Origin of the sequence: Candidatus Thiodiazotropha endoloripes, assembly GCF_001708965.1 — a bacterium.
Lineage (GTDB): Bacteria > Pseudomonadota > Gammaproteobacteria > Chromatiales > Chromatiaceae > Thiodiazotropha > Thiodiazotropha endoloripes.
This window is the reverse complement of the sequence record NZ_LVJW01000003.1, coordinates 1,130,244-1,155,453: the sequence shown is the minus strand read 5'-3', so window position 1 is coordinate 1,155,453 and position 25,210 is coordinate 1,130,244. Positions and strand designations below refer to the sequence as shown.

The 25,210-nt window shown below is 48.7% G+C and carries 24 protein-coding genes; 14 read left to right on the top strand and 10 right to left on the bottom strand.

The features are described from left to right. Positions 1 to 44: 44 nt before the first annotated feature. Entirely contained in the window at positions 45 to 482 is a 438-nt protein-coding gene (locus tag A3193_RS05230; protein ID WP_069005130.1) for a nuclear transport factor 2 family protein, read from the bottom strand. Beyond that, the gene (locus A3193_RS05225) at positions 479 to 1,255 is read right to left on the bottom strand and encodes an SDR family NAD(P)-dependent oxidoreductase (protein ID WP_069005129.1); all 777 of its coding nucleotides are present in this window, start codon (positions 1,253 to 1,255) and stop codon (positions 479 to 481) included. The genes A3193_RS05230 and A3193_RS05225 overlap by 4 nt, the downstream gene beginning before the upstream one ends. A 198-nt stretch (positions 1,256 to 1,453) precedes the next feature. On the opposite strand from A3193_RS05225, the gene A3193_RS05220 reads away from it, so the two are divergent. The 8 genes from A3193_RS05220 (at position 1,454) to A3193_RS05185 (ending at position 8,957) form a co-directional block, all read left to right on the top strand. After that, positions 1,454 to 2,806: an NAD(P)/FAD-dependent oxidoreductase gene (locus A3193_RS05220; protein WP_235614902.1), complete on the top strand. Its 1,353-nt coding sequence runs from the start codon at positions 1,454 to 1,456 to the stop codon at positions 2,804 to 2,806. A 4-nt stretch (positions 2,807 to 2,810) separates the two neighbouring features. Beyond that, on the top strand, positions 2,811 to 3,581 hold the full coding sequence (locus A3193_RS05215; RefSeq protein WP_069014717.1) for a DUF1365 domain-containing protein: 771 nt from the start codon (positions 2,811 to 2,813) through the stop codon (positions 3,579 to 3,581). Further along, positions 3,578 to 4,792 carry an SAM-dependent methyltransferase gene (locus A3193_RS05210; protein WP_069014251.1) on the top strand — a complete coding sequence of 405 codons (1,215 nt, stop codon included), beginning with the start codon at positions 3,578 to 3,580 and terminating at the stop codon, positions 4,790 to 4,792. The genes A3193_RS05215 and A3193_RS05210 overlap by 4 nt, the downstream gene beginning before the upstream one ends. 4 nt (positions 4,793 to 4,796) lie before the next feature. Then, complete coding sequence (locus A3193_RS05205) at positions 4,797 to 6,161, top strand: MFS transporter (RefSeq protein WP_069014250.1); 1,365 nt, start codon at positions 4,797 to 4,799, stop codon at positions 6,159 to 6,161. After that, positions 6,148 to 6,615, top strand: coding sequence for a DUF3833 domain-containing protein (locus tag A3193_RS05200; protein ID WP_069014249.1), 468 nt, complete (start codon positions 6,148 to 6,150; stop codon positions 6,613 to 6,615). The genes A3193_RS05205 and A3193_RS05200 overlap by 14 nt, the downstream gene beginning before the upstream one ends. 3 nt (positions 6,616 to 6,618) lie before the next feature. Continuing rightward, positions 6,619 to 7,191 carry a chalcone isomerase family protein gene (locus tag A3193_RS05195; protein ID WP_069014248.1) on the top strand — a complete coding sequence of 191 codons (573 nt, stop codon included), beginning with the start codon at positions 6,619 to 6,621 and terminating at the stop codon, positions 7,189 to 7,191. Positions 7,192 to 7,563: 372 nt separating this feature from the next. Beyond that, positions 7,564 to 8,013, top strand: a complete 450-nt coding sequence (locus A3193_RS05190) for a PAS domain-containing protein (RefSeq protein WP_069014247.1) — start codon at positions 7,564 to 7,566, stop codon at positions 8,011 to 8,013. A gap of 206 nt (positions 8,014 to 8,219) precedes the next feature. Continuing rightward, positions 8,220 to 8,957, top strand: coding sequence for a competence/damage-inducible protein A (locus A3193_RS05185; protein WP_069014246.1), 738 nt, complete (start codon positions 8,220 to 8,222; stop codon positions 8,955 to 8,957). A gap of 7 nt (positions 8,958 to 8,964) precedes the next feature. On the opposite strand, the gene A3193_RS05180 is transcribed toward A3193_RS05185, so the two are convergent. Next, complete coding sequence (locus A3193_RS05180) at positions 8,965 to 9,420, bottom strand: peroxiredoxin (protein ID WP_083218568.1); 456 nt, start codon at positions 9,418 to 9,420, stop codon at positions 8,965 to 8,967. A gap of 198 nt (positions 9,421 to 9,618) precedes the next feature. Here A3193_RS05180 and A3193_RS05175 point away from each other — a divergent pair, with 198 nt between their 5' ends. Together A3193_RS05175 and A3193_RS05170 are read left to right on the top strand one after the other, a co-directional pair. Then, positions 9,619 to 10,581 (top strand): NAD(P)H-binding protein, encoded by a 963-nt coding sequence (locus A3193_RS05175; protein ID WP_069005121.1) that lies wholly within the window; start codon positions 9,619 to 9,621, stop codon positions 10,579 to 10,581. An 18-nt stretch (positions 10,582 to 10,599) separates the two neighbouring features. After that, entirely contained in the window at positions 10,600 to 11,928 is a 1,329-nt protein-coding gene (locus tag A3193_RS05170; RefSeq protein WP_069005120.1) for an ABC1 kinase family protein, read from the top strand. Positions 11,929 to 11,955: 27 nt separating this feature from the next. On the opposite strand, the gene nhaA is transcribed toward A3193_RS05170, so the two are convergent. From nhaA to phaE, 5 genes are all read right to left on the bottom strand, one after another. Next, positions 11,956 to 13,179, bottom strand: coding sequence for a Na+/H+ antiporter NhaA (gene nhaA / locus A3193_RS05165; protein ID WP_069014245.1), 1,224 nt, complete (start codon positions 13,177 to 13,179; stop codon positions 11,956 to 11,958). A gap of 524 nt (positions 13,180 to 13,703) precedes the next feature. Next, positions 13,704 to 14,243, bottom strand: a complete 540-nt coding sequence (locus A3193_RS05160) for a glutathione peroxidase (protein ID WP_069014244.1) — start codon at positions 14,241 to 14,243, stop codon at positions 13,704 to 13,706. Then, the gene (rsxG, locus tag A3193_RS05155; protein ID WP_069014243.1) at positions 14,240 to 14,974 is read right to left on the bottom strand and encodes an electron transport complex subunit RsxG; all 735 of its coding nucleotides are present in this window, start codon (positions 14,972 to 14,974) and stop codon (positions 14,240 to 14,242) included. The genes A3193_RS05160 and rsxG overlap by 4 nt, the downstream gene beginning before the upstream one ends. A gap of 483 nt (positions 14,975 to 15,457) precedes the next feature. After that, positions 15,458 to 16,513 (bottom strand): class III poly(R)-hydroxyalkanoic acid synthase subunit PhaC, encoded by a 1,056-nt coding sequence (locus tag A3193_RS05150; protein WP_414630423.1) that lies wholly within the window; start codon positions 16,511 to 16,513, stop codon positions 15,458 to 15,460. A gap of 61 nt (positions 16,514 to 16,574) precedes the next feature. Next, positions 16,575 to 17,675 carry a class III poly(R)-hydroxyalkanoic acid synthase subunit PhaE gene (gene phaE / locus A3193_RS05145; protein ID WP_069005115.1) on the bottom strand — a complete coding sequence of 367 codons (1,101 nt, stop codon included), beginning with the start codon at positions 17,673 to 17,675 and terminating at the stop codon, positions 16,575 to 16,577. A gap of 288 nt (positions 17,676 to 17,963) precedes the next feature. On the opposite strand from phaE, the gene A3193_RS05140 reads away from it, so the two are divergent. The 4 genes from A3193_RS05140 (at position 17,964) to phbB (ending at position 21,492) form a co-directional block, all read left to right on the top strand. After that, positions 17,964 to 19,148, top strand: a complete 1,185-nt coding sequence (locus A3193_RS05140; RefSeq protein ID WP_069014242.1) for an acetyl-CoA C-acetyltransferase — start codon at positions 17,964 to 17,966, stop codon at positions 19,146 to 19,148. 327 nt (positions 19,149 to 19,475) lie between these two features. Then, positions 19,476 to 19,931, top strand: coding sequence for a polyhydroxyalkanoate synthesis repressor PhaR (phaR, locus tag A3193_RS05135; RefSeq protein WP_069005113.1), 456 nt, complete (start codon positions 19,476 to 19,478; stop codon positions 19,929 to 19,931). Positions 19,932 to 20,155: 224 nt separating this feature from the next. Further along, on the top strand, positions 20,156 to 20,527 hold the full coding sequence (locus tag A3193_RS05130; protein ID WP_069005112.1) for a phasin family protein: 372 nt from the start codon (positions 20,156 to 20,158) through the stop codon (positions 20,525 to 20,527). A gap of 215 nt (positions 20,528 to 20,742) precedes the next feature. Continuing rightward, complete coding sequence (phbB, locus tag A3193_RS05125; RefSeq protein ID WP_069005111.1) at positions 20,743 to 21,492, top strand: acetoacetyl-CoA reductase; 750 nt, start codon at positions 20,743 to 20,745, stop codon at positions 21,490 to 21,492. A gap of 591 nt (positions 21,493 to 22,083) precedes the next feature. Here phbB and A3193_RS05120 read toward each other — a convergent pair. Together A3193_RS05120 and lpdA are read right to left on the bottom strand one after the other, a co-directional pair. Further along, complete coding sequence (locus tag A3193_RS05120; RefSeq protein WP_235614900.1) at positions 22,084 to 22,878, bottom strand: hypothetical protein; 795 nt, start codon at positions 22,876 to 22,878, stop codon at positions 22,084 to 22,086. Between the two features lie 84 nt (positions 22,879 to 22,962). Beyond that, a complete protein-coding gene (gene lpdA / locus A3193_RS05115; RefSeq protein WP_069014241.1) occupies positions 22,963 to 25,098 on the bottom strand; it encodes a dihydrolipoyl dehydrogenase in 2,136 nt (711 codons plus the stop codon). Positions 25,099 to 25,210: the final 112 nt, after the last annotated feature.

Genomic DNA, 25,210 nt, shown 5'->3' with positions numbered 1-25,210 from the left:
CTAGTTGGAATTGATCAAACTATAAGTACCAATCCCCCTCCCGTTTAAACGGCCTGCAGGTAGCGCTTACGAATCCAACTCAGCAAGCCACCAAGCAGCGGGAGTTTTTCATAGATATATTCAGCTGAATCCCAATAGTCGATATGTTCAATTACCTCACCCAGAGGATTGAATCTAACCTGACTGATACCAACGATGATACGGCTCTTACTGCTACCCTTCATGGTGTAGTGAAACTTCCAGTGCATAAAACCCTGATATCCACTGCCGCAACGGTCACCGACTTCAAACTGACAGGAGTCGCAAACATTGAACATATGCCGGAATACCCGCTTTACTGATTCGATGCCCGTAACATCATTAAACGGATCCTTGAAATGAACCTGATGATTGAACACTTGATCAAACTGTTCAAGCTTGGCTTTGTCCAGCGTTTCAAAAAGATCGCTGTATCGAGACAACCATTGTCCAATCTCACTCATTTGAGCAATCTCCGCATCAGTGCAAAATAGACTCTGTAAGGCATCCAACTGAGTGCTTTCATAATCCATGAAAATGTGGCAGGAAAGCGGATTTCAAAACGGTTTGACATAAGCTGATCTTTAATCTCATTGGCAGCCATTGCCGGGGTAATCAAAAACGGCATTTTGAAATCGTTCTTATGCGTAAGATCTGTAGCCACAAATCCAGGGTTGATCAAGCGGATACGAATTCCCAACTGTGACAGCTCCGGCTGTAAAGACTCAGCCAGATTGATCAATGCAGCCTTAGTGGCGCTGTAGGGCGCAGCACCAGGCAATCCACAATATCCGGATAGACTGGCTGTTATCAGAATCTGTCCCTGAGCACGTTCTTTCATACCAGGTAACAGCGCTGCCAGACAGTTGACCACACCGAGATAGTTGACATCGTTGAGCCTGTGGAACAGCAGTGGGTCGAAATCATTCAATCTCATTGGTGAGTAATCACCCGCATTCAGAAATGCATAATCTATTCTTCCGTACTCTCGCTCGATCTCGCCAATCGCACCACTGACGGATTGAGCATCGGTTACATCCAGCGCTATCTGCCGTATCGGCTGTTTACCTCCGGATTCTAAGGTTTTGATCAACTTCTCCCGATTACGGCCGGAAATCACTACAGTCCAATCCATGTCACTCAAAGCGTGAGCGAGAGATCTACCGATACCGCTACCACCCCCGGTGATCCAGGCTACGGGAGCTGTACTCTGTTCATCGTTTAAGGGATGCACCATAAATCATACCTTTTGTATCAGTTTTGACAGCCACATCTTAAATTCCCACCTAAGTTCTATCGTATTGTTTTTTATTACTTTATCTACTTATCACATGAATAAACCCAAAATATACATTGTCATTGTACAATTATTATAGTTGTTATTTGTACATCTTTGTACAAATATTACAGATAAATCGATCTGTGGGAATTTACTGTGAAACAAAACGATATAAAACGAATCGGGATTGTGGGTAGTGGTATAGCAGGCTTGAGTGCAGCCTGGCTGCTTAAAAACAGATATCAGGTGGATCTGTATGAACAGAACGATTATGTAGGCGGTCACACGCACACGATCGAGGTGTTGGAAGGGAGTGGCATGATTCCAATTGACACAGGCTTCATTGTCTACAACGAACCCAACTACCCCCTGCTTACAGCGTTGCTGGATTCCCTCGATGTTGAAACCCAAAACACTGATATGTCGTTTGCCGTTTCAATCGATTCCGGCTCTCTGGAATATGCCGGTGACAACCTGAAGAAGCTGTTTGCCCAGAGACAAAATCTGTTTGATTTTCAGTTTTTATCAATGATCAAAGAGATAGTACGTTTCAATAACCAGTGTCAGAACCACCTTCACCAAGGTGACTACAGTATCAGTCTTGGGGATTTTCTCGACCTGAATGGTTACAACCATCAGTTTCGCTATAACTACCTGCTGCCAATGGCTGCGGCAATATGGTCATGCCCGACCAGTACGATGCTCTCATTTCCATTCAGCAGCTTCGCTCAGTTTTTCAAAAATCATGGTTTGGTCAAACTCAAGAATCGACCACAGTGGAAAACATTGGTAGGCGGTAGCTGGCAGTATGTAAAGGTAATGGCTAACTCATTGGGTAGCCGCATTAAAATCAATCAATCTGTGGCTTCGGTAAGACGTACATCCAGTGGTGTGGAAATCACTACGAAATCGGGTCACAAAGAAAGCTACGACGCTCTGATTATCGCCAGCCATGCCGACCAGGCCGTTGCACTGATCGAGAATCCTAATCCACTCGAAGCGGATTGTTTGGGTAAATTCAGATATCAGGACAACACAGTCTATCTGCATACCGATAGAGGACTGATGCCCAGATTACGTGATGTCTGGTCCTCCTGGAACTATATCGCTGATGATGAGCTTGAAACACAAGAGCGAGCTGTCTCTGTCAGTTACTGGATGAACCGATTGCAACGCCTGAAAGCTGAAAAAGACTATTTTGTCTCATTGAATCCGCTTCAGCCTCCCCAGGAAGAGCAACTGATCGAGAAGATGGTCTATCAACATCCTGTATTCGATCATGGCGCCATGTGGGCACAACAGCAGCTGAATGAGATTCAAGGAAAACAGAGAATTTGGTATTGCGGTAGTTACCTTGGCTACGGTTTTCATGAAGATGCCTTGAGATCCTCTGTTGAAGTCGCTGCCAGTCTGGGAGTTGAGGTGCCATGGTTGAAGCAGACTCAGGCAATCACTCTGCAACCCGACATGGATCAGCTCGCATCGTTGGCCAGAAGCGTGGGTGTCTGATCTGATGTGTGACCGACAGAGTAGAATCTACTTAACCCAAGTGATGCATCAACGGTTTTTTCCTGTGAACTACCTTTTTTCATACCCGGTATTCAGTCTGCTTATCGACCTCAACCGGATTGATGAGGAGTGCCGGAGTTTGTCACTGCTCTCACTCGACCGTTTCAATCTTCTCTCCTTTAATCGAAAGGATCATGGACCGAGGGATGGCAGTTGTTTAAAGAATTGGGCAACACAACTGCTGGCTTCCCAGAATATCGATATCGGAAATGGCTCCATTAAGCTGCTCTGTTTTCCACGTATATTGGGTTATGCATTCAACCCAATCTCGATATGGTACTGCTACCACAGTGACGGCAGCTTGAAAGCGCTGATTTGTGAAGTAAACAATACCTTTAAGGAGCACCATTTTTATCTGATTCATAATCAGGGAGACAAACTCAGCTGGCCGGTGAATGCCACCAAAAAGAAGCAGTTTCACGTATCCCCTCTGATCAGTATGAATGGTGAATACCATTTTTCTTTTCATAAACCGGGCAAACGTATTGGTGTGGTAATTCGTGAATATCAAAATGATCGCTTGATGCTTACCGCAAGCCAGGCTGGCTACTCATACCCCTTGATAGACAGTCGATTGCTATATGCATTGGTTAGAACCCCACTGATGACCTTTAAAGTCGTGCTTGCCATCCACTGGCAGGCATTGAAGATTTGGCTTCGTGGAGCAAAATTTTTTCCAAAGCCCAAACCGCCGAAGGAGCAAATATCCATATGAGCACACTTCAGACTCAAAGCATAGAGCGCTTAAATCTCTACAAAGGCGTACTCGATGATTTTCTCAGTCGACTGGATTGCCTCGAACAGGGAACATTGGAAATTGAGACCAACGGGCATCTGTTTATCCTGAATGGCAAAGTGCCAGGCAATACCGCACGGATCAATATTCGGAATTTTACCGCGTTTATCAAACGACTCTACACCAAAGGGGATCTTGGTTTTGCGGAATCCTATATGGCTGAAGAGTGGGATACGCCGGATCTGACCACGCTGTTGGTGCTACTGGGTGAAAACAGACATCGTTTCACCAGGCTGCGCAGAGCCTCACGACTCTCCAATCTGGCAAACCGGATCCATCACTGGTCAAACCGTAATACCCGCCAGGGAAGCAGCAGGAACATCGAGGCTCACTATGATCTGGGTAATGAGTTCTACCGGCTCTGGCTTGATACGGGGATGACCTACTCCTGTGGTCTGTTTCACAGTGAACAAGACACACTTGAGCAGGCACAACAGCATAAATACCAAAGGATACTGGATCTTATACAACCTAAAGTCGGCGCCTCTGTGCTGGAGATCGGTTGCGGCTGGGGTGGATTTGCCGAAATGGCAGCGGCAAACCAGATCAAAGTGGATGGTGTCAGTCTTTCACCAGCGCAACTTGAATGGGCCAATCGTCGTATCCAGCGTCAGGGTCTGGCTGAATCAGTTGAATTGAAACTGACAGACTATCGTGACCTCAGCGGTCAATATGACCATGTCGTATCAATCGAAATGTTCGAAGCGGTTGGCGAAGCTTACTGGGACGAGTACTTCGGCAAACTCAGTACGCTCCTGAAGACAAACGGAACTGCTGCTTTACAAGTCATTACCATTAGTGAAGAGGCTTACACCAGTTACCGAAAGAAACCTGACTTCATACAGCGATACATCTTTCCAGGCGGTATGTTACCAGCGGTCTCGCGATTAAAATCACTTGCGGAGAAACACCGGTTCGAATTGGTAGAAGATGACAGTTTTGGACTCGACTATGCGAAAACCCTGGAAAAATGGCAGCTCAACTTCAATCAGGCTAAAGATAAAGTGTTCGCTCAAGGTTTTGATCCACAATTCATCAGAATGTGGCAATACTACCTAAGTTACTGTGAAGCGGGTTTTTTAATAAAACGACTAAACCTGCACCAGATTTTACTACGCAAACTCCTCTAATGCGATGAAGTTCAGAGGCAAGCAAATATACCTGTATGGCCTACCTGGATTGCCGTTGGCATTTCTCGGATTGCCTCTGGTTGTATTTCTGCCACCGATTTACGCAGAAGAGTTCGGTCTTGGGCTGACTGCGGTAGGTCTTCTGTTGATGATCTCCCGCTTTTGGGATCTTTTTTCGGATCCGATTGCAGGATATCTCGGTGACAGGATTCTGACCAGGCCGGGACGCAGGCGATTGATGATCTACAGTGGATCCCCATTACTACTGGTTTCATGCTACATGCTGTTCATTCCCAACGCTACACCTGGCGGCCTCTATTTGCTGGTTTGGTCGGCTCTACTCTATACAGGATGGTCGTGGGTGGTCATACCTTATAATGCATGGGGCGCAGAACTCTCAACGGACTACCATCGAAGATCACAAATCACATCCGTGCGGGAAATATACGTTCTTGCAGGCACAATTACGGTTGTATCTTTACCCTTTCTACTCAATACCCTGAAGGATAGCGAGATACTCGCATTGATCGGTCTGGTTTTCATCACCTTATTCATAATCTCCATGCCAGGACTTATGTTGGTTCCAGACTTAACATCAACAATGAGAAGAACCGGATTCAAGGAAGGTTACAATCTACTAGCTAAAAACAAACCCTTAAAAAAACTGCTGATTGCCTACCTGTTGAACGGAATTGCCAATGCGATACCGGCATCTCTTTTCTTACTCTATGTCGAGTATGTCCTTCAGGTGGATGAAAGCCGATGGATATTGCTTGGTATCTACTTCGCCTCCGGGGTAATAGGGCTATTGATTTGGTTACCACTTGCCAGGCATGTGCAAAAACATATCGCCTGGTCTGTTGCCATGCTTTTCTCTTGTTCAGTTTTCATATGGGTACCCTGGCTGACACCCGGGGACTTCTACCTTTTTGCATTGATCTGCCTGTTAACCGGACTCAGTTTGGGCATTGATATGTCAATACCAGCCGCGATCCAGGCCGATGTGATCGATATCGACCGGGCTGGTGGAGGCGGTGAACGGGCAGGTCTTTTTTTCGGTCTATGGGGAATGGCAACCAAACTCTCTTTGGCTTTGGCCATTGGCCTTGTCTATCCATTGGTTCAGTTAAGTGGTTTTGATCCGGCCCTACCCTCTACAATGGGCATCACAGTCCTCGCCTTGGCTTACGGTCTTCTACCGATACCATTCAAACTTACTGCCGCCTGGCTGGTTTGGCATTTTCCATTAGACAGTCGCCAACTCTCGATCATACAAAGGAGCGAAGCAGGCAATGAATCTGAAAAACGTCTGGCTGGCAAGCCTTATGTTACTGATAACCCTGGGTTGTTCAAACATGAAACCGGTTGATTACGCAGATACACTACCTGAATTCGATCTATTTGACTTTTTCGAGGGAGAACAGCAGGCCTGGGGAGTTTTTATCGATCGTTTCGGCAAGCTTCGCAAACGATTCCAGGTCACGATTATCGGTACAATAGAAAATGACCAGTTAAAACTTGAGGAGTCATTTAACTATGATGACGGAACCACTGAACATCGAACCTGGATCATAACACGTATCGACAAACACCAGTATACCGGGAGTGCAAATGACATCATTGGCATGGCACATGGAGAGGCTTATGGCAGCGCACTCCAGTGGCAGTACCAGATGGACTTGACAATTGGTAGCAGTGATTGGCGCGTGCACTTCAATGACTGGATGTTCCTGCTCGACCGAAACACGATGATGAATAAAGCGGTAGTAACAAAATTAGGTTTCAAACTTGGTGAAGTCATTCTCTTTTTCAGAAAGGAGTAGATCATGAATCGACGCAACACTTTAACATCAATCTCAATATACACATTGCTGATCTCGGCATTCATCCTCACTGGTAGTGCCAATGCAAAACAAGGCATCCAGATCAAAGATATCTACTTTCCACAGAGTCATACTTTTGAGAACCACCAGTTCGAACTCTCAGGAGCCGGTATATTGACCTGGGGAATCCTGGTTGATCTCTACGCAGCCGCTCTCTATACCTCTCGACAGGAGAAACGAGAGGATCAGAGATTGGTGATTCACTACCTAATACCCATTAAAGCAACTAAGATCAAGCAGGTGGCAGAGTCATTCATCCGTAGACAACAAGGACCAGAGAAACTTGAGCGTATGCGTCCTGCCCTGGATCAACTGCACAATGCAATGCAGGATGTTAAACCGGGTGACCGATACGTTTTGACCCTGAAGGATAACAACCGTCTGGTATTGGAGTTTAATGATTCAGAAGTCATCACACTCAATGACCCACTGCTCGCTGAGGCCTATCTGAACATCTGGCTGGGTAAGGACCCCATTGATAAATCCTTAAAAATTAGCCTGTTAGGACAAACTTGATTCATTAACCCGGTATTCACCGATTATGTCGGGATCCCCGGTAAGAACAAAGGGATTCCGATATGAATGATCGCAGAAATTGAACTAAACCCACATTCTGTAAGACTAAATCAAACGATCCGGTTGCCCTCTATTGGCAACATCTGGTGCCGGCTCCAGTGGTTTGCCTGAAAATAGAGTTTGAATCAAACAACCCCATCAACCAGATACGACCAACAAACTCATATTGGTTCAGACAAATTATTCCCTTGCATGCTGATTAACCCCTTCAATCAACCCAATGGTTGTCGTAGAATCAGATGTAAAGGGCGCTGTATCATACTGATACAGGCTTGAAAACCAGAAAGCATAAGACTGTTGGGATCGAACAATATGAAGCATTTACCAATCAGTTTGCAACTGCTCAAGCAAGCTATAGATACTGCGAATGATGGCTTGGTGATCGCTGAACGCGAGGGTGATGATACCATTCTTCTCTATGTCAATGAGGCTTTTGAAAGACTCACCGGCTATGCAGAAGAGGAGATTCTCTACCAGGATTGCCGTTTCCTTCAGGGCGACGACCGGGACCAACGGGCTCGTCAGTCGATTCGCGAGGCCATAGAGAGCAATCAGCCTTCACGAACAAGGTTGCGAAATTACCACAAAGATGGTTCGCTTTTTTGGAATGAACTGAGCATCACTCCGATCATTAATGAAGAAGACGGCCTGACTTACTATATTGGTGTACAAAAGGATGTTACCCGGGAAGTTGAAATAGAGCTTCAGCTTGAGCAAGCCCAACTAGAGATTCAGAGACTGCGTAATCAACTCTCAGAATAGTAGTGGATCAAAATATGTGATCACGCTGCTGCATCAGTCCAAGCTATTGTATCGCGACAGTTTGGTGCACAATTTTGCTTCCCTTGGGAATCGCTGACAGCTGGGTGATCAGCTCCTGGGACACTCTATTCTCATAGACAAAACCATCCAGTTGTCCCGACACTATTTACCAAATCAAATAACACTTCTCAACCGGCAGGTATCGCGTGAATTCATATTTTGGGCTGATAGTGATTGGCGATGAAATTTTGTATGGTGACCGAGCGGATCGTCACCATGACCATTTTCGCTCATTGCTTAAAAAATATGGCAAATTACTCCACAGGTGCTGGTTCATTCCTGATCAGCATGAGAGTCTGATCAGACATTTGCAATTCTCTATATCTGAGCAGTTACCCGTATTCGTCTGCGGTGGCATCGGAGCCACCCCCGATGACCTAACTCGCAGCTGTGCTGCTGAGGCATTCGATACCCCGCTTCAACGACACCCTGAAGCGAAACTGTTGATCGAATCCCAGTTTGGCGAGGCGGCCTACCCTACCCGCATCAAAATGGCCGATCTGCCAATGGGCTGTGAACTGATCCCTAATCCGTACAATCAAATTCCTGGTTTTTCCATCAATTATCACCATTTCCTCCCCGGGTTCCCGGAGATGGCGTGGCCCATGGCAGAGTGGGTATTGAGGCAAAAATATCCACAACAGGAGAGCCGTTTTAAACAAAGATCACTGTTGGTACTGAATACTCCGGAAAGTGCTTTAGTCCCGCTGATGGAGCTTATCAACCGTGAATATCAGGATCTCAAAATGTATAGCCTGCCCAAGTTTGGCACTCAGGGCCGCGTAGAACTCGGCTTGCGCGGAGATGGGGATATCGATGGTGCTTTTGAACATTTACAACAGCAACTCACCAAGCAGAAAATAACCTTTCAAATATCTACCTAACAGATTATCAGTCTGCCATTAATTGCTGAATCTTTTCATGGATAAACCGTCCATGACCTTTGGCTTGTACACCTCTGTAGATTGCTGCAATTTCACCCTGAGGATTGATGATGAAGCTGTCTCTTTTTGCGATTTTGACAGGTCCCAGCCTGAATAGTGATTCATAAGCCGATGCAACCTTTCCCTGCTGATCCGATAAAAGAGGAAATTTCAATTGATGTTTTTGAGCAAACCTCTGATGACTTCGACGACTGTCCGTGCTGATACCGAAAAGCTTTACCCCCAAAACCAGTAAGCGGTCATATTCGCTATTGAAATCACAGACTTCAGCTGTACACCCAGGCGTATTATCCTTGGGATAAAAAAACAGAACCACCCAGGCACCCAGACTATCACTCAATCGATACAAATTATCCGATTGATCGTAAAGCTCAAACGCGGGTGCGGACTTGCCAATTTCCATCACACTTATTTTTCTCGATTCGCTAAGAAGTTAATTGATTGGAGTGTACCATTTTTTGCAAAAGCCAGCTAAATACAGAGCCGATAGTTACCACATTTTCACCATGCTCTCTTGAGCCGGTTTTGCTATAAAAACCGGGACATTTCACACGGATCGACTGTCTTATGAATAGGCCGACATTCAACTCCGGAGAGGACAATGAAAATTGCTATTTTGGGTGGCACTGGATTTGTTGGGCAGTATTTGGTAAGTGAGCTTTTAAAGCAGGCAGACAGCCCCAGTCTTCTGATCAGAAACACCTCAGACAACCGTCATGAAAACAGTGAAAAGATTACCTGGTACGCCGGAAGCCTGGACGATACAAACAGTCTTAAGGCGATGCTTGAGGGTAAGGATGCTGTAATCTACAACATCGGAATTCTCAGGGCATACCCAGCTCAAGGCATCACTTTTGAAAATCTGCAATACAAGGGGGTTGTAACAACCGCCGCATTGGCCCAGGAGATGGGAGTCAAGCGCTTCATACTGATGAGCGCCAATGGGGTGGATCTTAAACTAACCCCCTACCAGTTGAGCAAAGCGGCGGCAGAAGATCACATTAAACAGTCCGATCTTGACTGGACCATATTCAGACCATCCGTGATTTTCGGTAATCCCCTAGGGCGTAATGAATTTGCATCAATGCTGAAGCGAGACATTCTCGATCCACCACTCCCCGCACCATTGTTTTTTGAAGGCATCAATCCTCAACACGCTGGAGAATTTCAGCTTTCACCTGTACATGTAGAGGATGTGGCTAAGGCTTTTGTTCAGGCCCTGCATCTACCTGAAACAATAGGCAAAACTTATACCCTGGGAGGTCCGGAGAATTTGAGCTGGCAGGAAATCCTAAAACGGATTGCTCAGGTTAATGGCAAAACAAAGGTCATGCTACCGGTACCGGTGATTGCTCCAAGCATGGCGGCAATGTTGTTTGACCGATATAGCTGGTTCCCAATCAGCCGGGATCAGATACGCATGCTGACCAAAGGAAATACCTGTCGTGGCGATGAGATTTTTAATCTTTGTGGTATCCAGCCCAAATCGTTCAGTCCGGACCATCTTCAATACCTGCTCAATAAACGTAGCACAGGAGAGGATAAAACAGCATCTGCTTACTAGGGGCTGTTAAAACGAGTCATGGCACAAGAATCAAACTACAAAACCACCCAGAGTCATCTGCCTGAGAGCCGAACCAGCCGTCTACTCAAGTTGGGTCAACTTGCGAGTAGTGTTGCTGGCGGCGCAGTGACGGAAGGATTTAAAAGGATTCTATCCGGTCGGGATAAGAGTGCACCAAGTCTTCTTCTGATCCCGGAGAATGCCAATCGACTTGCAGAGCATCTCGCGGAACTGCGCGGTGCAGCCATGAAACTGGGACAGATGATCTCCATGGAATCCGGCGATCTGCTGCCTGCAGAGTTCAGTAAAATACTCGAACGTCTGCGCGAGGACGCTCACCATATGCCATTAGGGCAGGTAGCAATGGTGTTGGATAGCAATTGGGGAAAATTATGGGAACGACAATTCAAACGCTTTCACTTCACCCCCATTGCAGCGGCTTCCATAGGTCAGGTCCATGAAGCAACAACCAAGCAAGGGGAGCACCTTGCGATCAAGATTCAATACCCTGGCATTCGAAACAGCATTGACAGCGATGTTGACAATGTAGCTACATTGCTGAGACTGTTTAGATTGATTCCTAAGGAACTGGATCTAAGCACACTGCTAGCGGAAACCAAAATTCAACTGCATAAGGAGGCTGACTACTTAAACGAGGCCGCCAATACAATTGAGTTTAAAAAACGGATTAAATCCATAAAAGGTTTTCGAATACCCTCCACCGACCTGGACCGTTCCACTCACGAAGTATTGGTAATGGAGTACCTACCTGGAAGGCCGTTGGATCAGCTGGCTTCTGACCCTGAACTGGTACGTAGAAGCGTTGCTGAACGATTGGTGAGGTTGGCACTACACGAGACATTCTGTTGGGGTACAGTCCAAACCGATCCGAATTTCGCCAACTATCGCTATGATAGTCAGAGCGACCTGCTTGGACTGCTCGACTTCGGTGCAATCCAGTTTTATGAACAACATCGTACTCAGGCTTTCAATCACCTGTTACAGGCAGCACTTGAAGGAGATACCAAACAGATGGAACTGGCTGCCGTGGATGTGGGCTACCTGGACGAACAGGCGCCAGATCGATACAAAACCGCGGTGATTGAATTACTGAAGTGTGTTACCGAGCCTATCAGAATCTCTGGTGAGTATGATTTCGCCAACTCGGATTTGATGAATCGGATGAGCGAACAGGCCATTGAACTGCGATTGAATCAAAAATACTGGCATCTGCCACCCCATGATGTGCTGCTACTGCATCGTAAGCTCGCAGGCCTCTACCTTGCCTGTGTAAGACTCAAAACCAAGCTCAATGTGAGAGCACTGGCAGTTGAACTGACGATCTAGGGCCTGTTAACACTAATCCAATAGGCCCTAGTGGGCCTTAATATTCTTATCAGTTGATGGGTTAAACCATTTGAGAAGCAAAAGCCCAACGACCGCGGACAACCCCGATCCCAACAGAATACCAAGCCTGTCCCCAATTATCAGGGCATCCTCCCCAGTCTGTTCAAATGCCAGGGAAGCGATAAACAGACTCATGGTAAAACCAATACCGCAGAGAACGGAAGTCGCGAACAAACCAAACCAGTTGGCTCTTGTAGGCAGTTTTGCAAAACCCAACAGAATTGCACCGCCGCAAAACAGCATAATACCGAGTGGCTTACCAATAAACAGACCTGCGGCAATGCCCAGGGGGACTGGATCCATCAGATCTCCGATACTCAGGCCGGACAGTGATACGCCTGCATTGGCAAAGGCAAAAATCGGCAGGATCAGAAATGCGACCCATTGATGCAAGCCATGCTCCACATCCCGCAAAGGGGACCGAGTCTCATCTTTCGGATCACTGATCGGAATCATCAATCCCAGAACCACACCGGCCAGGGTGGCATGTACGCCAGACTTCAACACGGCAATCCAAAGTATGATCCCGACAATCACGTAGGCAGACAGGCGTGTTACATGCATGACATTGAGGATTACAAGTGTGGCAATCATTGTGAACGCCAACACCAGACTGTAAAAAGAGAGATCCGCCGTGTAAAAGATTGCGATGATGATGATCGCACCCAGATCATCAAAAATAGCCAACGCCATTAAAAAGACGCGCAAAGAGACCGGCACCCGACTACCCGCCAGGCTGAGAATGCCTAGCGCAAAGGCGATATCGGTAGCAGCCGGGATAGCCCAACCATTCAGTGCCAGCGGATCATCAGCATTCAACGCATAGTAGATAGCAGCCGGTACCAACATACCACCGATCGCACCTAAACCAGGGAGGACGATCTGATCAGCTCTGGACAACTCCCCTTCAAGGAATTCCCGTTTGACCTCCAAGCCGATCAGCATAAAAAAAACAGCCATCAAGCCATCATTGATCCACAACAGTAACGGCTTAGCCAGTTGCAGCCCACCAATGCGTATCTCTACAGGTGTACTGAGAAGTCCGTCATAGACCCAGCTCAGCGGAGAGTTCACCATCAGTAATGCAAGTAGTGCAGCGAATATCAGAATAATGCCACTGGCAGAATCCTGACGCATAAAATCCTGAATCCACTTGGAAAAATCATCCGCGTATATATATTTATTTTTCATCGTTTTGTATTTCAAATGTATCTCTTGTGGTCAAAGCCTTGGATTCACCGCGATTCCAGTGAAATCCAAGCAGCATCAAATAGCAAAAACCCCATCACAGCTGATCTCAATACTATTCTCAGACATGAATGCCCAGACAGTCTCCACGGAGATTGTCAGGAATACCCAATTTCATTCAATACCCGAAACCCTTTTTTTAACCTGAGATTCTCTAATGTATTGAATCGGTTGACTTCGCGAATAAGTAATTACTCTGCCCATTATGGACAAAATCTAGGCTGGTGACATCCATTAAACCGGTATACAACTAGACGATGAAATAGTAGGAGAATTTGATGTGATTGGTAATGAGCCAATTAAAGTTTCAGCCACCGGTCTCAATACCCTTGCAAGCCACTACGATTTCATCAAACAGGGCACTCATCTGGTTAAAAGCAAATTCCGGATCAATGCTTTTTTCGAACCACGGGCATGCAATATCCAGTGGCCGAATCCGTGTTAGGAAGCATTTGCCGATCAAACCCTCAAAGGAAATCTTTTATTGCGTTGACCAGTTCCTGGCTTTGCGGCTTTATTCGACTTGGGAAACTACCCACCAACTCGCCTTCACGGTTAAGCAGGTATTTATGAAAATTCCAGGCAGGATACTCACCAGCCTTTCGAGCAAGCACCTCATATAAGGGATCAGCATTGCCCTTACGTACCCTGGTCTTTTCAAACATGGGAAATTCGATACTGTAGGTGTTACGGCAGAAGGATTGAATCTGTTTTTCACTACCAGGTTCCTGTGCACCGAAATCGTTGCTTGGAAAACCCAACACAACCAGCCCCTGCTCCTGATACTCCCTGTAGAGCTTTTCCAATCCCTCATATTGGGGCGTATATCCGCATTTACTTGCACTGTTAACGATCAGAACCACCTGACCAAGATAGGCCTCACAAAGATTTATCCGCTTTTCACCAGCGAGCTGCCGTTTGTTGAAATTCAGTGTCTCCGGGCAGTTGCTTTGTGCTGAAACCTGTGCAGCAAGTACCATCAGACCGATAAAAAGTATCCTGATCATATCAGCAAACCCTGCCTGGTATGGGCAAAACCCTGCTGCAGAGTGATCCAGTCAGGGTACTTTAGTAGAGGCTTGTTGGTCTTGAGCAGCGCGGAAGGCTCTACCCTTTCGAACAACTCGGGACGCAACTGTTGCAGGTAGCTCAGCGCTTGTTTGAGTGACATCACCACACTGCGGGAAGTCACTGTGGCGCCAGTTATCTGATCAAACAAACCACCATCCCGCTTGACACCCCACTGATCCTCAGCGGGTGAATTCAATGAACGCCCTTCAAACTGCTCCAGCCAATCTGAACGTCGTGATTCGATTTTGTCTCCTAAACCAGGCGTCTCGCGATGGCTTACAACTTCCACACCCGACAGGGTTCCGTTGGCAAGTATCCCCAACATCAGGGTGATACTACCGTTATAGCCCTTCTGAGCGTCGATACTGAGGAGAGTTGCAACGGGTTGTCCATCTCTTTTGGCCGTATAGATGGTGATCGGTTCTCCACCATTGAGCCAGTCCACCGCAGCCAGCTGGGTAGGATGATCCAGTGGTCGATTGTCGTACGCCTCTCCCCCTAGCACGCGATCAAACGCCCGATAGGTCTCTTGAAGCTGATTTTCGGCAATCTGCTTGGCGGTTTTTACATGCACCAGAGCAACCATTGAGATTCCGAATGCCGTGAATAGACCCAGGACCAGCCCAGCAGCAACCAGTTTGTACCAACGCTGAAATGCACGCTTCATGACAGTTCACCATTTAATCCCGTATCGCCTCTACCCAACCCGCATGGGACGCTAATCAAACCTAGTCGATCCCCTCATCAACCAAATTAAGGAAAATTTCATCCAGTCGACTGCCTGTTTAAGGTCAATCTCTTCGATTTCATCCTTCAGAGGGTCATAAAAACACAATCTCAAGAGCCGGCCTCATAGATCTGCCGGTATCAACCCCATTAATTGCATAGCTTTTATACTATTAAATTGTACATTATGTACAACTCATAGATTAGCTCTCCAGGACAAATAATCCAGATGAGAATGCCATGTAAAAAACAGGGAACATCGTATTCTGACAATAAGGTCCAAACGGCACTACCTTCACAGCCAGATTTCTGAGAACAACCAGTCGTTTTGTCTGACTTTTTACTGAGGCAAAAAAAAGGGGTGCCTGGCGGCACCCCGAAAGAAACCGGTAGAGACTACCGGCGGAGGATCATTTGGTTGAAACTATTTTGTGCGCTCGTCCAGCCACTTACCGATTGAAGGCGGAACCTCTTTCTGCGCTTTTCCGCTGACATAGATACCGATATGTCCGCCAGGGAAAGAGAGCTCGGTGTAGTCCTTACTGCTGGTCAGCCCGCGAAGTGCTCTGGAAGCATCCGGTGGTACCAGATGATCTTGTTCGGCATAGATGTTCAGCACCGGACAGGTGATGTTCTTCAGGTCGACCTGACGATCACCGATCTTCACACCGCCTTCGAGAAAGCCATTCTGCTGATAGAAATCCTTAGTGAACTGACGGAAAGTCTCACCGGCCTGATCCGGGCTGTCGAAGATCCATTTTTCCATGCGCAGGAAATTCTTCAGTTTGTCTTCGTCTTCCAGGACATCGACCATACTCAGGTATTTCTGACCCGTAAGACTGAAAGGTTTCAGCGAGAGAAATGTCCAGTTGAGCAACTCGCCTGGCACATTGCCCAAGGTGTCGATAAGCAGATCGACATCCATGTGCTGCACCCAGGCAGAGAGCATGTTGTCGGGGGTTTTGAAATCGACCGGAGTCACCATGGTGACCAGGTTTTTCACCTTTTCAGGGTGCATCGATGAATAGCATAGGCTGAATGCACCACCCTGGCAGATACCCAGGATGTTGATTTTATCCAGCTTGTGGCGCTTACGAATAACATCGACACAACGATCCAGATAGCCGTTGATGTAATCATCCATGGTCAAGGCGCGATCCGCCTCATCCGGATATCCCCAGTCCACCAGATAGACATCCTGACCTGCAGCCAGCAGATTCCTGACGGTCGAGCGATTCTCCTGCAGGTCGGTCATGTATGGGCGGTTGACCAACGCATAGACAATCAGCGTGGGTACTGAGCTCTGCACCACATCCGCCGGGGACTCATACCGATAGAGGCGCAGTTTGTCTTCACTGTAGACCTCCACTTTCGGCGTTACACCGGCATCAATCTTGTCTGCATTCAGTAGGTTTTCAACACCTTTGCCCAGCTTGCGGCTGTAGTCGAGCATCTCTTCGGCCAATTGATCGGGCCGCATGTTAAATGGTTGCACGTCTATTCTCCTCAATTCCTATCACTTGATGTGTACAGCGATAACCTTAGGATGCATCAGCTTTAGGCTGTGCTTTCTTGGTTGCGGCCTTCTTTTTTGCGCTGGCTTTCTTCTTTGCCGTCGCTTTCGGCTTGGCAGCGGTTTCTGCTGCAGCCGGCTTTGCTTGGCTAGTGGCCAATGAGCGCATCTCGATCATCTGCTCTTTCAGCAGTTCAATCTCGGCTTTCATCGCTTTAGACTCACGACGGGACTCCTGCAGACGATCCTGCAGGGTGCGAAGCTCGCGTCGGGTAGGCATATTCAGACCACCCAGTGCTTCGTCCACAACATGGCCCAGACGCTGCTTCAGATTCATCAGGCTATTAACCAGTGATCCATGAATCTTGGCGTACTCAGGGGTCATAACCTGCTCACCGTACACCTCTTCGCTGCTGCTGACCCAAAGGTCGTAGAGCCCGCGGGCACTGTCGATCTGCTTGCCACTCTCAGCAACATCCTGAACCTTGTCTTTCATGCGATTCGCAGCGAGCAGGCCGAGGTTTGAGAAGAACTTCATGTACTCACCAAGATTGCGCTGATAGTTGACCACCGCATGGGTCAGTTTTTTGTACTGTCCCTCTTCCTCACGCATGTAACCCAGCCCGGGGGCACTCAGAAATCGTTCCAGCCCATCCTGATGAGGCATATTGCGCAACAGGTCACCAGGCATCAGCGACAGGGAGGAGACCATGCGCTGCCAGTTGTCCATGGGCATCTCCCAGAACGCCATCATCTTGTGCATGGCATCGTCACCGGCGGTCTCCGTGCCGTTGTAAACACTCTCCAGACTGTTGCTGAACATGCTCTGCATATCACTCACAGTGCGGTTCGCCGCATCCAGCCAGTTATTGCTGTCCGAGGCATTACCGTAGTAACCCTCTGCCAGACGAAAGTAGCTCTTGGTCTGCTCCATCATCTTGCCCATGAAATCACGTGACATATCACTGGCTGATGGAGAGACGGCCTGCCACCAGTGGTCCATGGCATTCTCCAGTGGGGACTTGGGAGGCTCCATGCCCATCGCCTTGCGGCTCATATCGCTCCAGTTCTCCCAATAACTCTGCTGGATTTTCATCCAGTCTTCGTTCCAAAAAGCTGATTCACTCATGGTATGGTCTCTTGTTTATGTCTCAATAGTTCTTTAGGTGTTTCGTCAGGGTTGGACTGCATTAAGCCAGGACAGGTTGTCGTACAGAAGACAAAAGACTATAAAACCCAGCAGAGAACACTCATGCCCAATAAGCTAACAATAAAATTTGTGCGCTGCAACATTTTTTGTTAAAACATACACCAAGGTTGGCCAATTCATCATGCAGTTCGAGTGTTTCAGCCACCACATATCGATCTTTCAAGCAGACAGATCTCTACAAACAATATAATGTGAGGATTAACCAACGTGAGCGAAAACATAGTCATCGTAGGGGCAGCCCGCAGTGCCATCGGCACCTTTGGCGGCAGTCTGGCAAAAATTCCCGGACATGAGCTAGGCGCAACTGTCATCAAGGGCCTGTTGGAGCGTGCTGGCGTCAAGCCCGACCAGGTTGATGAAGTGATTCTCGGTCAGGTACTGACCGCCGGTACCGGCCAGAACCCGGCTCGTCAGGCCAGTCTGGCAGCGGGTCTGCCGGTCGAGACCCCGGCTCTGACCATCAACAAGGTATGCGGCAGCGGACTGAAAGCCGTACACCTGGCGATGCAGGCCGTTGCCTGTGGTGACGCGGAAATCGTCGTCGCCGGTGGTCAGGAGAACATGAGCCTGGCGCCCCATGTCCTGCCCAACTCCCGTAACGGCAGTAAGATGGGCGATTGGAAAATGGTCGATACCATGATCAAGGATGGCTTGTGGGATGCCTTCAACAACTATCACATGGGCACCACCGCTGAGAACATTGCGCAGAAATTTGGTTTCACCCGTGAGGCCCAGGATGAGTTTGCCGCTGCTTCCCAGCAAAAAACCGAGGCTGCGCTGAACGATCAGGTATTCAGTGACGAAATCGTGCCGATCGAAATCCCTCAGCGTAGAGGCGATCCAGTGGTTTTCGACCGGGATGAATTCCCACGGGCCGGCACTACCGCAGAATCCCTCGGCAAGTTGCGCCCCGCTTTTTCAAAAGAGGGCTCGGTAACCGCGGGTAATGCATCGGGCCTGAATGACGGTGCCGCTGTTGTTCTGGTGATGTCTGAAAGTCGTGCCAAGGAGCTTGGTCTCACACCTATGGCCAAAATCGTTGCCTTCTCATCGGCTGGCGTGGATCCGGCAATCATGGGTACAGGCCCAATCCCAGCTTCGACCAAATGTCTGGAAAAGGCCGGTTGGAAAGCCGACGATCTGGACCGTATCGAAGCCAATGAAGCATTCGCTGCACAGGCGATGTGCGTCAACAAGGAGATGGGCTGGGATACGGACAAGGTCAATGTACACGGCGGTGCGATCGCCCTCGGTCATCCGATCGGTGCTTCCGGCTGCCGGGTGTTGGTGACCCTGCTGCATGAGATGCAGCGAAGCAACAGTCAGAAAGGATTGGCCACCCTCTGTATCGGTGGTGGACAGGGTGTCGCCATGGCAGTGGAAAAAGCCTGAAAGCGTTGAACCAGCCCACCCCAACCAGGGTTGTGGGTTAATACCACCCCCAGAGGCGCTACTCTGTCCTCTGGGGGTGCTCATTGCCGACCGGCATGAGCATTTTCTCTGCAATCATTCACACTCAACACTGCTCCAGTCGATCCTGCCGGTTTTACCGGGAAAAACCACAAATCCACGCTGCACCAATAAGAACATCCAAAAGGTGGAGGTGAGATTCACGAAACGATCTCTTACGACAGATAATCCAGTTCACCTACGGTTTCTAGGTTCAATGGCCTGATTGTTGTAAACTGGTGCAATTGATTAAGCAACAGCGTCAGGAATATGTCAGATCGTCTTATCAAAAAGTATCCCAATCGCCGGTTATACGATACTGAGCAGAGTAAATACATCACCCTTTCACAGCTGCGCCAGCTGATCGTCGGCGGTGAACTCATCAAAGTCATCGACTCAACCACGGAAGAAGACATCACCCGCACCATTCTGCTGCAGATCATTCTGGAGAGCGAGTCCGGTGGTAACCCTCTGTTTACGGCCAACATGCTCTCACAGATCATTCGCTTTTACGGCGGCACACTGCAGGGTATCTTTGGTAACTATCTTGAGCAGAGCCTGGGGATGTTCACCACCCAACAGGAGCAGATCCGCAAGAACATGGGTGAAGACCCCTTTACCGCGATGACAAATCTGGCTCAAAACAATATGAAATTGTGGACCGATATGCAGAAAGATTTTTTTTCCGCGGCCGGTTTTTCCAGCCCCAAAAAGGAGGAGAAGTAAAAATACCCCTCCATTTCCAGCAATAACCGAAAACAGATAATCATCTGTTTTTATTAGATTATTTTCTTTCTTTTCTGATCATCCATCTGAGTGCACAGCGGCTTGTGCGCTACTACAGCAAAAAATTTGTGCGCCGCACAAATTTTTTCTTGACACGCCCTCGAATCTGCCTTATGCTGCACCGCAACAATGCTGCAACGCACAACCAACTAGGAGCACATACCATGGCAAACGCAAAAGAGAGTATCGAGATGATCAATGAGTTCAACACGACCGGTTACGACAGTTTCCGTCAGCTGACCGACATCAGTCTGAAAACCTGGAACCAGGTGATGGAAGCTCAGATTAACACTGTCAGTTCCCTGATGAACACCAGCATGGAACAGCTGAAACTGGTTTCTGAAGCGAAAGACTACCATGAAGTCGTTCGTGGCCAGATGGACCTGACCCGCAAGCTGGGTGAAGAGCTGATGACCAAAACCCGTGAGGCTGTTGAAATGAGCCAGAAGACCGGTGAGGAAGTCCGTAGCTGGTACGAGAGCAACCTGGCTACCGCCAACGAGCAGATCAGCAAAGTAGCCGAGAAAGCCGCTTAATTCAAAGCTGAGCAGCTGCCGTGAAAACCGGCGCCTTGTGCGCCGGTTTTTGCATACAAACAGGCTGAATGACGATTCCCGATATTCTGCACCCACCCATCACGCGGTGTTTCGACTCAACAATCGTCTTGTAATTGCAGAAATATGCGGTAGGGATTACCGAAAATCGTCACCTTGATGAAATCTGAAATTTCCAAAGATGAGGACATAGAATCATGAGCTGTAAAGACAAACTCGCAGTTGTCACAGGTGGTCTGGGCGGTATCGGTACCGCTGTCTGCCTGCGTCTCGCCGAAGAAGGTGCCAAGGTTGTTGCTACTTGTCATCCTGCCGAAGCCGATCAAGTTGACGCCTGGAAAAAGGCCCAACAGGAGCAAGGAGCTCAGGTCGAAGTTGTTGCAGGTGATGTGTCTACACCTGAGGGCGGTGAGAGCCTGATGAATGAGATTGTCGAAAAATTCGGTCAGGTCGATATCCTGGTGAATTGCGCCGGTATCACCCGCGACACCACGATGAAGAAGATGACTTCCGATCAGTGGGATGCAGTTATCGATACCAACCTCAGCAGCGTATTCTATGTCACCCGCCCTGTCTGGACCGGCATGGTTGAGCAGGGTTTCGGTCGGATTATCAATATCTCCTCGGTCAACGGTCAGCGTGGTCAGTTTGGACAGACCAACTACTCTGCCGCAAAAGCCGGTATGCACGGCTTTTCCATGGCACTGGCCTATGAAGGTGCTGCCAAGGGCGTCACCGTCAACACGGTTTCACCCGGTTATATCGAAACTGCGATGACAGCCGCGATGCGTGACGATGTACGTGAAGCGATCGTCGGTGGCATTCCAATGCGCCGTATGGGTCAGCCGGAAGAGATCGCCCAGGCTGTTGCCTTTCTTGCAGACGATGCAAGCACCTATGTGACCGGCGCCAATCTGCCAGTCAACGGTGGACTGTTTATTCACTAATCATCACTTCTCCCTCGAAAGTGATTTTTACAGCCCGGCATCCCCTGCCGGGTTTTTTTTGCGTTGATTTTTTGGAACACACCATCTCATCATCATGGAGGATCTCCATATGAGACTGGAATTGGTGGTTTTAAGGAAGCCCGGAGATAGCCCAAGAGGGGTTAAAACTCGGGTATTGAGGACGATTGATAGTCGCTAGATAGCCGCTTATCTAATTACCAGGTAGTGGGATATCGGTCTGATCCATTAGCGGCTGATGTCATAGGGGTCATCACCAAAAGGATCTGGCCATGCCGGGTCCTCGGGCCATAGGTTAAGTTGTTGATTACTGCTTAACATCTTGTCTCTCCGATTGGTTTTCTCACTTCTATACTCGCAATATCGGTGCCATAGGAAATAACTGTTTGATTTACATCAACAAAGCTAATTGAACAGTTCACACTTCACGACAAGTGTAAATAAATTCGACGCCAATACCATCAAAAAACCACACCATTTCGGTAATATTCAACAAAAGTTGTCTAGGTGGTTGATTAATCTTAGCCAGACCACCTGAACAAATTGTTAAGAATTCCGACACTTTAGTGCGAACTATTCACACAATTCGAAAAAGTCGTTCTGCTTCGCCAATAGATCCCGACACTGGGCTGTCGCATAGGTAAAGCCGCCAGGAACCGAAAACTTATCCTGTTTTTCCATAACGACCAGTTGACTGGCGGCACCGCATGACTCTCGCTCTGAGCATTGATTCTGATTCCCGCAAACCTTGAGTTGTAACTTTTCACAGGGTGTCTTTTCCCCGGAGGATCGCTCACAGGATTTAAAAAACGCCTCGTTGCCGAGCCCCTCCAGGCAGTGGGTGGAGGATTCCAGCACCATACCCGCCCAGCTCTCGTTCAGCTCTTCCCGTTCCATGGCCAACAGTTGGCGGGCAGGATCACAAGCGGGTTGATCACCACACTCGTTATGTTCACCACAGACCTTTCTCACCAGCTGCATACAGGCCGCATTGAGCCGGTCGCGCTCCTGTTCACGCTGCGCTTCGATGATTGCCACATCCTTGATGACAACCCCATTACGCACAATGATCACCGCGCCGTTATCCAGACTGTGTACGCCATCCCAGAGCGGCGAACTGACCCCTTCGGCGTTACGGGTTACCTTATTGGTATTGGGATCGATCGAGATTTGACTGCCATCCTGCAGGGCTCCCTGCCAGGCGTGGCTGTCCGCATAGATACCACCAGTAAAGAGTAATCCAACCAAAGCAAAGAGGACCGTTGGGGCATGGCTGCCTCGTATTGATCTCTCTTCAGGTTGACTCTGATTGTCTATTGAGTGGCGTGTTATCAAGCGAAGTGTTCTGATCATGCGACGCAACAGCATGGTTTCACCTCATCAGGGTTCTCTGTCGACGAATTGGGAGTCGACAGAATATCACAGATCACACCCCGCTTGAGAATAGCTTGTTCACCCTCTCCGCCAGCTATGGAAACGCTCCACCCAGGTCAGTACCCCCTCCGGTTTATGTGCCCGCTTCCATGTTCCAGCCACATACTTATTGGCTTCGAACAGGGTTGGATAGATATGTATGGTGCCAAGTATCTTGTTCAGGCCGAAACCGTGCTTCATGGCTGCGGTGAATTCACCGATCAATTCACCTGCGTTCTCGCCGACGATTGTAGCGCCCAGCACCCGGTCTTTTCCTGGTGGTGTCAGTACCTTGACCATGCCATGGGCCTCCCCTTCCGCAATCGCACGATCCAGTTCAGCAAGATCGAAACGGGTTACCTCGTATTCGATACCCTGTTGCTCGGCCTCCAGCTCATTCAGCCCCACCCGGGCTACCTCCGGATCGGTAAAGGTGGCAAACGGGATCACCGAATAGTCCACTTTAAAGCGCCGAAACAGGCCGAACAGGCTGTTCACCGCGGCATACCAGGCCTGATGCGCTGCGGTATGGGTGAACTGATAGGGACCAGCCACATCACCACAGGCGTAGATGGTGGGAATCGAGGTTTGCAGATACTCATCGGTTGCCAGGGTTCCATTGGGGTTGAGAGCGACATCCAGCTCCTCCAGACCAAACCCGGTTGTATTGGGTTTTCGTCCTACCGCAACCAACACCTGATCGAAAGCTACCTCCACCTGCTCACCATCACGATCACAGATCAAGACCTGCTCCCTATCCTCCTTGAAAAACTCCACCGCCTTATGACCGACCAACAGCTGAATACCCTCTTCGCGAAAACGTTCAGCCACCAGTTCGGCCACATCCTCATCTTCCCTGATCATCAATCTCGGCATCATCTCGACAATGGTCACCTGACTGCCGAACCTGGCAAAGGCCTGCGACAGTTCACAACCAATCGGACCTCCGCCCAACACCAACAGGCGTTCCGGCTTCTCCCGCAACTGCCAGAGATTGTCGGAAGTCAGATAGTCAATCCTGTCGATTCCTTTGATCGGCGGCACAAAGGGCCTGGCTCCTGTGGCAACGATGATGTTCGGAGTTCTGAACTCGATACCGTTCACTTCGACGCTGTAGGGTGAGGTGATCTTTGCCTCACCCTCGACCACATCCACACCCAGGCCGGTATAGCGATCCACAGAGTCGTGGGGTTCCACCTGTTTGACCACCCGCTGCACCCGCTGCATGATCTCACTGAAATCATACTTCACGTCAATCGCATCGAACCCCCACTCCTGTGCACGTCGGGATTGGTTGAGTATTCGGGAGCTGCGAATCAACGCCTTCGAGGGCACACAGCCTGTATTCAGACAATCCCCTCCCATCTTATGCTTCTCGATCAGGGTAACCTTGGACTTCACCGCGGCTGCGATATAGGCCGAGACCAGACCTGCTGAGCCACCACCGATAACAACCAGGTTACGATCGAAATCTGTGGGTCGTTGCCACCCCTTCAGGGCTTTTCTCTGTTTAATCATGGCAACCGCTTTTTTGGCCAACAGGGGAAACAGACCGAGTAGCACAAACGAGCCAATCAATGCGGGAGAGAGTATGCCGGATGCACTCTCCAGCGTGGCCAACTGGGTACCCGCATTCACATAGACAATGGTACCGGCCAACATTCCGAGCTGACTGACCCAGTAAAATGTCCAGGTGCCCAGCGGCGTCAAAGCCATCAGCAGATTGATCACGAAAAATGGAAATATGGGCACCAGGCGCAATGTAAACAGATAAAAAGCGCCATCCTTCTCGACCCCTTCATTGATCGCTTTGAGACGATCGCCATATCTGGACTGAACCATATCCCGTAACAGGAAGCGGGCAATCAGAAATGCCAGAGTGGCGCCGATTGTGGAGGCAAAGGAGACCAGTATCAGTCCCCAGATAAATCCGAACACCGCACCGACGGCCAGGGTCATGATCGCAGCACCCGGCAGTGACAGCGCGGTAACCGCAACATAGACGACAAAGAAGCTGACACTGGCCAGAAGTGGCTGTGCATCCTTCCAGGCGATAATCGCATCCCGTTGGGATTTTAAGTAATCGAGGGTCAGGTATCGGTCAAGATCGAATGCGAAAAACAGGATCACGACAACCGCGATAACCGACAGAAGAATAAGCTTGCGTGAGTTCATGGAATAAATTCCTTATCAAATTTGTTTTTGTTATTGAACTACGCTCTATCCTAGCAGATGGATTCAGACCCTAACTGAAAGAAGACAATCACAGTGTTCAGAACCACCGTGG

Bases quoted from the DNA above. Each gene is read 5' to 3' on its own strand.
- A3193_RS05160 (WP_069014244.1), bottom strand. From the start codon at position 14,243: ATGATCAGGATACTTTTTATCGGTCTGATGGTACTTGCTGCACAGGTT.
- A3193_RS05200 (WP_069014249.1), top strand. From the start codon at position 6,148: ATGAAACCGGTTGATTACGCAGATACACTACCTGAATTCGATCTATTT.
- A3193_RS05195 (WP_069014248.1), top strand. From the start codon at position 6,619: ATGAATCGACGCAACACTTTAACATCAATCTCAATATACACATTGCTG.
- A3193_RS05170 (WP_069005120.1), top strand. From the start codon at position 10,600: ATGGCACAAGAATCAAACTACAAAACCACCCAGAGTCATCTGCCTGAG.
- A3193_RS05120 (WP_235614900.1), bottom strand. From the start codon at position 22,878: ATGCTGTTGCGTCGCATGATCAGAACACTTCGCTTGATAACACGCCAC.
- A3193_RS05225 (WP_069005129.1), bottom strand. From the start codon at position 1,255: ATGGTGCATCCCTTAAACGATGAACAGAGTACAGCTCCCGTAGCCTGG.
- lpdA (WP_069014241.1), bottom strand. From the start codon at position 25,098: ATGAACTCACGCAAGCTTATTCTTCTGTCGGTTATCGCGGTTGTCGTG.
- A3193_RS05230 (WP_069005130.1), bottom strand. From the start codon at position 482: ATGAGTGAGATTGGACAATGGTTGTCTCGATACAGCGATCTTTTTGAA.
- A3193_RS05175 (WP_069005121.1), top strand. From the start codon at position 9,619: ATGAAAATTGCTATTTTGGGTGGCACTGGATTTGTTGGGCAGTATTTG.
- phbB (WP_069005111.1), top strand. From the start codon at position 20,743: ATGAGCTGTAAAGACAAACTCGCAGTTGTCACAGGTGGTCTGGGCGGT.
- A3193_RS05150 (WP_414630423.1), bottom strand. From the start codon at position 16,513: ATGCGGCCCGATCAATTGGCCGAAGAGATGCTCGACTACAGCCGCAAG.
- phaR (WP_069005113.1), top strand. From the start codon at position 19,476: ATGTCAGATCGTCTTATCAAAAAGTATCCCAATCGCCGGTTATACGAT.
- phaE (WP_069005115.1), bottom strand. From the start codon at position 17,675: ATGAGTGAATCAGCTTTTTGGAACGAAGACTGGATGAAAATCCAGCAG.
- A3193_RS05210 (WP_069014251.1), top strand. From the start codon at position 3,578: ATGAGCACACTTCAGACTCAAAGCATAGAGCGCTTAAATCTCTACAAA.
- nhaA (WP_069014245.1), bottom strand. From the start codon at position 13,179: ATGAAAAATAAATATATATACGCGGATGATTTTTCCAAGTGGATTCAG.
- A3193_RS05205 (WP_069014250.1), top strand. From the start codon at position 4,797: ATGAAGTTCAGAGGCAAGCAAATATACCTGTATGGCCTACCTGGATTG.
- A3193_RS05215 (WP_069014717.1), top strand. From the start codon at position 2,811: ATGTGTGACCGACAGAGTAGAATCTACTTAACCCAAGTGATGCATCAA.
- rsxG (WP_069014243.1), bottom strand. From the start codon at position 14,974: ATGAAGCGTGCATTTCAGCGTTGGTACAAACTGGTTGCTGCTGGGCTG.
- A3193_RS05190 (WP_069014247.1), top strand. From the start codon at position 7,564: ATGAAGCATTTACCAATCAGTTTGCAACTGCTCAAGCAAGCTATAGAT.
- A3193_RS05130 (WP_069005112.1), top strand. From the start codon at position 20,156: ATGGCAAACGCAAAAGAGAGTATCGAGATGATCAATGAGTTCAACACG.
- A3193_RS05180 (WP_083218568.1), bottom strand. From the start codon at position 9,420: ATGGAAATTGGCAAGTCCGCACCCGCGTTTGAGCTTTACGATCAATCG.